This window comes from Streptomyces sparsogenes (assembly GCF_001704635.1).
Classification (GTDB): domain Bacteria; phylum Actinomycetota; class Actinomycetes; order Streptomycetales; family Streptomycetaceae; genus Streptomyces; species Streptomyces sparsogenes.
The window spans coordinates 1-5,891 of the sequence record NZ_MAXF01000143.1 but is presented as its reverse complement, the minus strand read 5'-3'; the positions used below and the strand labels follow the sequence as shown (position 1 = coordinate 5,891).

Genomic DNA, 5,891 nt, shown 5'->3' with positions numbered 1-5,891 from the left:
CGTGACGACCTTCGAGAACGACGAGTACGTCTACGAGGCGCTGCGCGCCGGGGCGGACGGCTTTCTGCTCAAGCGCGCCCGCCCCGCCGAGATCGTGCACGCGGTGCGCCTGGCGGCGGAGGGCGAGTCGCTGCTGTTCCCCGCGTCCGTACGGTCGCTCGCCGCGGCCCGCGGCGGCAACGCGCGCGCCCGCGAGGCGATGGAGCGCGCGGCCCTCACCGAACGCGAGGCCGATGTGCTGCGGCTGATGACCCGTGGCCTGTCGAACGCGGAGATCGCCGGTCGGCTGTTCATCGGCGCCGAGACGGTCAAGACCCATGTCAGCGCGGTGCTGGCGAAACTGGGCGCGCGGGACCGCACCCAGGCGGTGATCGCCGCGTACGAGTCGGGTTTCGTGGCGCCCGGCTGACGCGGCTCTCGCCGCGCCCCCGTCCAGCGGCTACCATCCGGCAACACGCACAGGAGAGGAGGCCCACGTGGGGCGGCTCACCGGTGGGGATCCGTCCCTGCTGCGGCGCATCAACTCCGCCGTGGTCCTGCACGCGCTGCGCGCGGCGACCGTGTCGCCCGACGGCCCGGAGCCCGGTGACGGCACGGACCCCGGCCCCGCCGCCGGCGCCAGCACCGACCCCTTCACCGACCTCACCGCCGACCGCGCCCCCGGCTGCGCCACCCTCACCGACCTGACCCGGGTGACCGGCCTGTCCCGCCCCACCGTGGAGGGCGTGGTCGAGGGGCTGGCCGCCGAGGGACTGGTGGTGGAGATGCCCGCCGAGGAGGGCGGGGTACGCCGCCAGGGGCGCCCGGCCCGGCGCTTCCGCTTCCGGGCCGAGGCCGGCCACCTCCTCGGCATCGAGATCGGTGCCCACCGGGTCGCCGCCCTGCTCTCGGACCTCGACGGCCGTCCGCTGGGCTCGGCCGTGCGGGAAGTCTCCGAGAAGGCGTCGGCCGACGAGCGCCTGGAGCGGATCCGTACCGCCGTCGCCGATCTGCTGCGCCGGGCGGGGGTGGCCCGTTACTCGCTGCGGGCGGTGGGCGTCGGCAGCCCGGGCATCGTGGAGGCCGACGGCACCGTCCACCTGTGCACCGCCCTCCCCGGCTGGACCGGACTGCGCCTCGGGGAGCGGCTGCGCCGCTCCTTCCGCTGCCCGGTGCTCGTCGAGAACGACGCGAACACCGCCGCCGTCGCCGAACACTGGAAGGGCGCCGCCGTCGGCTCCGACGACGTCGTCTTCGTCCTGGCGGGCCTGAGCCCCGGCGCGGGCTCGCTGATCGGCGGCCGGCTCCACCGCGGCTTCGGGGGCGCCGCGGGCGAGATCGGCGCCCTCCATCTGCTGGGCCGCGAAGCCACCCCGGAGGAAGTCCTCTCCACCACCGGCGAACCGCTCAACCCCCTCGACGAGGACCAGGTCGCGCGCGTCCTCGCCCTCGCCGACGCCGGTGACACCCACGCCCGCGCCGCCGTGGACCGCTTCGTCCGCCGCCTCGTCCACGACGTGGCGGCCCTGGTCCTCGCCCTGGACCCCGAGCTGGTGGTGGTCGGCGGCTGGGCCACCGGCCTCGACGGCGTCCTCGGCCCCCTCCGGGACGAGCTCGCCCGCTACTGCCTGCGCCCGCCGCAGGTCACCCAGTCCCTCCTCGGCGAGGCGGCCGTCGTGACCGGGGCGCTCCGGCTGGCCCTCGACCATGTGGAGGAGGAGCTGTTCGCCGTGGAGTCCACGGTCACCGCCCGCCGGCCGGTCCGGTAGCGGCCGAAGGGCCCGGTCAGTTGAGCGGGGCGGGGGCCGGCGTGCAGCAGGCCCCGAAGGCGTGCTGCACCCGGACCAGCAAGCGCTCGGGTGACGCGGGCACGGCCCGGCTGCTGGCGCTGGTCGCGGAGGACAACGATGCAGGGCGTCTGCCGGGCCGCATTCCGCTTAGCGAGTGTCAGTGCGCTTTTCGAGGCGGGTGCCGTGGCGAAGGGTGATCGACATGAGGTCGCTGGGAGTGTCCAGCTCCAGGCGGTGCCAGCGACCGCGGGGGACGATCACGGCGGTGCCTGCCCGCAACGGGACCATCTGCTCGGTGCCGCCGGGCCCAGTGGGACGGAGGTAGAGGCGGACACCTCCGGTCAGGCAGCACACCGCCTCCTCGGCCTCCGGGTGCATCTCCCAGTGGTCGGCGTGTACGTCGGCGTCGGCCTCCACGCGGAACGTCGCGATCTGACAGGCGCCGGAGTCGCTGCTCGTCATCCGCCGTTCGGCAGCTTGGACGACGCCATCGGGGTGGATGTGCAGCGCCGAGGCGAACAGGTCGATGGGTGAGAGGGGTGTCGTCGTCATGCCGGTGTTCCTTCCAGTCGGTTCTCTGCGGTGGTGGGGGGTCGCGGGCCGGGTGTTTCGGCCTGGCGGCGGGGCAGTACGCCGATCGCCACGACGGCTGCGAGCACGAAAAGGGCGGCGGCGAGGGCCAGGCCCAGGGCGTAGCCGTCGTTGAGGGCGGCAGGGCTGGTCGCCGTGCCGGTGCGGTGGGCGGCGATGGTGGCCAGGGCGGCCAGGCCGATGCAGCCGCCGAGTTGGCGGGAGCTGTTCATGAGGCCGGAGGCCATGCCGGCCTCGCGGGGGGCGACGCCCGTAGTCGCGGCGGCGACGATCGGGGCTATGACCAGTCCGACGCCGACTCCGGTGATGACGCAGGGACCGAGTACGTCCGTGAGGAAGCCGCCGTCGGGGCTGATGCAGGCGAACCAGGCCAGGCCTACGGCGGCGAGCAGGGCACCGGGCACGAGGGCCGTGCGGGGGGTGCGTGCCGCGGTGACGCGGGTCGCGACGATGCTGCCCGCGACCAGGCTCGCGGAGAAGGGCAGGAACGCGGTGCCGGTTGCTGCGGGGCCCATGCCGAGCACCTGCTGCATGTACAGGGACACGAAGTAGAACGCCGCGAACTGCCCGGCCGTGGAAAAGAAGACCAACACGTTGGCGCCGGCGACCCAGCGGCTGCGTAGCAGGCCGAGGCGCAACAGCGGTGCGGGAGTCCTGGATTCGGCGACGATGAAGGCGGCCAGGAGCGCGGCCGCGGCGCCGAGCATCGCCCATGTGGCCGGGGAGCCCCACCCTTGGGTGTCGGTGCGGACCACCCCGAGCACCAGCAGACCGGCTCCACCGGTTGCCAGGACGGCGCCGAGCACGTCCAGCCTCTCGCGCCGGGCGGGGCGTGCTTCGGCGGGCACGCCTGCGAGAACCAGCGCGAGAGCCACCGCCACGATGGGCAGATTGATCAGCATCACCCAGCGCCAGCCCGCGTACTGGGTGAGCAGGCCACCCGCCAGCACGCCCAGTGCTCCTCCTGCGGCGTTCACCCCGCTCCACACCCCGAGCGCGCGTACGCGCTGCGGGCCCTCGGGGAAGGCGGTGGTGAGCATCGCCAGCGTGGCCGGGGTGGCTGCCGCGGCTCCCAGGCCCTGACCGGCGCGGGCGGCGATCAGTTGCCAGGGGGCCTGGGCCAGCCCGCCCGCCAGTGAGCACAGCCCGAAGAAGGCGAGGCCCAGCACGAAGAGCCGACGCCGGCCGTACAGGTCGCATGCGCGGCCGCCCAGCAGCAGGAATCCGCCGAGCGTGAGCGCGTAGACGTGCACGACCCACGACAAGGCGAGTGGCGCAAACCCCAACGCGGTGCGCATCGCGGGCAGTGCGACGTTGACCACCGACAGGTCCAGGGCGACGGCGAACTGGGCGACGGCCACCGCCGCCAGTACCACTCCGGGCCGCCCCCGCAAGTTTTTATACATGTAAGGAAAATAGCCTTGGAGGATCACCGCTGTCGACACCTGGGGGATGATGAGGGCATGCCGCAACCATCCGCACCGCGCAAAACGCTCGGCCGGCCTCCCCGCATCTCCCGCGAGGAGGTCGTCACAACCGCCCGCCGGATCGTGGACTCGGAGGGCGTGGACCGGCTGACCATGCGGCGGCTGGCCACGGAGATCGGCAGTACGCCGATGGCGCTCTACCACCACGTCCGCAACAAGGAAGAACTGCTCGTCCTGCTGCTGGACGACTACGCCGCGCGGGCGCTGCACCGGCCCGAACTGCCCGCCCAGCCTCGCGAGCGGATCGTCGTCGCTGCTGCCGCGATCCACGAAGCGCTCGCCGCCTGCCCCTGGATCGTGGAGGTGCTGACTGCCGACGACTTGATGTCCGCGTCCGCCTTGTGGTTCGTCGAGCAGATCGTCGACGGTCTGGTCGCATGCGGACTGACCCCCGAGCGGGCCATCCAGGGATACCGCGCGATCTGGTACTACACGGTCGGAGAGATCGTGGTCCGGGCGACAGCGGCCCGGAGGCGCACAGACGACGACCGCCCCACCTACCGGGAGCGGATCTTTGCCGATCTCGACCCGGGCGAACTACCCCGTCTGGCACAGGCCGCGGACCACTGGGCACCGCTGACCGCTGAGGACACCTACCTCGACGGGCTCCGCGCCATGGTGGACGGCCTTCTCGCCGCCCGCTGACGAGTCGCCCCGGGGATACACGCGCCTGGCCTCCGGGATGACTGGTCGATCATAGGGACGCGGAATCGCCGGTGGGGCGGAACGAAATCATCCATTTCGAGCGGCGCGGAGATCGCTTAGGAGGCACGGTGAGCGGGACGTGGGCAGGGGTGCGGGAGCGCGTGCTCGCGCTGCGGAAGGCGCCGCGGTGGTGGGCCGTCTTCGGCGCCGACCACCCCGGTCACGGCCACGACTTCGGGCTGCTGCCCGTCCTCACCGAGGAGCGGCTGCGGGACGTGGAGCGGTGGCTGGGGACCGGACTGCCCGAGGAGTACCGCACGTTCCTCATGGAGGTGGGCTCGGGCGGCGCGGGCCCCGACTACGGCCTGTTGCCGCTGCGGCCGCCCGGCCCCGACACCCCGCCCGCCACCGGCCACTGCGCGCTGCCCTTCCGCCCGGGGCTCACGGCCGAGCTGGAGGAGCACGAGGAGGCGGAGCCCCGGCGGGAGGACCACCCGGACGACGAGGCTTTCGCCGCCACGTACGCCGCCTGGGACACCCGCCGCGACGAGCTGAACGACGCCCTGACCGAGGGCACCCTCTGCGTCGGCTCCCAGGGCTGCGCGTACTACTCGCTCCTCGTGGTCACGGGCCCGTACCGCGGCACCATGTGGGACGACGTACGGGCCGTCGGCGAGGGCGTGGTGCCGATCGAGCCGCGGGGCCGGACGGGACCGGTCACCTTCGCCGAGTGGTATCTCGACTGGCTCGACCACGCGGAGCGGCGCGCCTGGGACACGACGGCCGAACCCCCGCCACGCCTTCGGTTCATCCCCGACCGAGTGGAAGACGGGTGACGGGGATCACGACCTGCCGGGGCCCGGTGACGTTATGCTGCGCTCATGCTTCTTTCGCCGTGTCTCAGCTGGTGGCGCTCCTCTTAGGAGCGGCCGCCTCTCAGACGTGGAAAGGGCCGTTCGGACGGACGGCCCTTTTTGTGTCCCCTGGAGCAGGGGGTGTCGTCTCGTCCCGACGGCGACACCGACCCCCAGGAGACTTTCCAATGACGTTGTCAAGCCGCTGCCGTGACTGGTGGTGTGGCTTGGTAGCACGCTCCGTCGCGGATCATGGCCCACAGGACGTTGGCCCGGCGGCGGGCCAACGCCAACAGCGCCTGTTTGTGTCCCTTGCCCTCGGTCCGCTTACGTTCGTAGAACCGCTTCGAGGCCGGGCAGCCCCGGAGGCTGGCGAAGGCGGAGAGGTAGAAGACGCGGAGCAGACCGCGGTGGTAGCGGCGTGGGCGGTGGAGGTTGCCGTTGACGCGTCCGGAGTCGCGGGGGACGGGGGCGAGGCCGGCGTAGCCGGCCAGGCGGTCGGCGGTGCCGAAGGCGTTCATGTCGCCGCCGGTCGCGGCGAGGAA

Annotated in this window: 7 protein-coding genes; 4 read left to right on the top strand and 3 right to left on the bottom strand. The window is 73.0% G+C overall.

Annotation, left to right across the window (positions count from 1 at the left end):
• Both BBH68_RS29735 and BBH68_RS29730 read left to right on the top strand, forming a co-directional pair.
• A partial coding sequence (locus tag BBH68_RS29735; RefSeq protein WP_141713085.1) for a response regulator transcription factor occupies positions 1-409 on the top strand: 409 nt, incomplete at its 5' end.
• 67 nt (positions 410-476) lie between these two features.
• Positions 477-1,748, top strand: coding sequence for an ROK family protein (locus BBH68_RS29730; RefSeq protein ID WP_065966823.1), 1,272 nt, complete (start codon positions 477-479; stop codon positions 1,746-1,748).
• Between the two features lie 168 nt (positions 1,749-1,916).
• Here the strand turns inward: BBH68_RS29730 and BBH68_RS29725 are convergent, their stop codons facing one another.
• On the bottom strand, positions 1,917-2,321 hold the full coding sequence (locus BBH68_RS29725; protein WP_065966822.1) for a cupin domain-containing protein: 405 nt from the start codon (positions 2,319-2,321) through the stop codon (positions 1,917-1,919).
• On the bottom strand, positions 2,318-3,766 hold the full coding sequence (locus BBH68_RS29720) for an MFS transporter (protein ID WP_065966821.1): 1,449 nt from the start codon (positions 3,764-3,766) through the stop codon (positions 2,318-2,320). The genes BBH68_RS29725 and BBH68_RS29720 overlap by 4 nt, the downstream gene beginning before the upstream one ends.
• A gap of 57 nt (positions 3,767-3,823) precedes the next feature.
• Here BBH68_RS29720 and BBH68_RS29715 point away from each other — a divergent pair, with 57 nt between their 5' ends.
• Both BBH68_RS29715 and BBH68_RS29710 read left to right on the top strand, forming a co-directional pair.
• Complete coding sequence (locus BBH68_RS29715) at positions 3,824-4,492, top strand: TetR/AcrR family transcriptional regulator (RefSeq protein ID WP_065966820.1); 669 nt, start codon at positions 3,824-3,826, stop codon at positions 4,490-4,492.
• Between the two features lie 128 nt (positions 4,493-4,620).
• A complete protein-coding gene (locus tag BBH68_RS29710; protein WP_141713084.1) occupies positions 4,621-5,328 on the top strand; it encodes an SMI1/KNR4 family protein in 708 nt (235 codons plus the stop codon).
• Positions 5,329-5,543: 215 nt separating this feature from the next.
• Here BBH68_RS29710 and BBH68_RS29705 read toward each other — a convergent pair.
• On the bottom strand, positions 5,544-5,891 hold a 348-nt coding region (locus BBH68_RS29705), incomplete at its 5' end, for a transposase (RefSeq protein WP_141713083.1).

Bases quoted from the DNA above. Each gene is read 5' to 3' on its own strand.
- BBH68_RS29725 (WP_065966822.1), bottom strand. From the start codon at position 2,321: ATGACGACGACACCCCTCTCACCCATCGACCTGTTCGCCTCGGCGCTG.
- BBH68_RS29720 (WP_065966821.1), bottom strand. From the start codon at position 3,766: ATGTATAAAAACTTGCGGGGGCGGCCCGGAGTGGTACTGGCGGCGGTG.
- BBH68_RS29715 (WP_065966820.1), top strand. From the start codon at position 3,824: ATGCCGCAACCATCCGCACCGCGCAAAACGCTCGGCCGGCCTCCCCGC.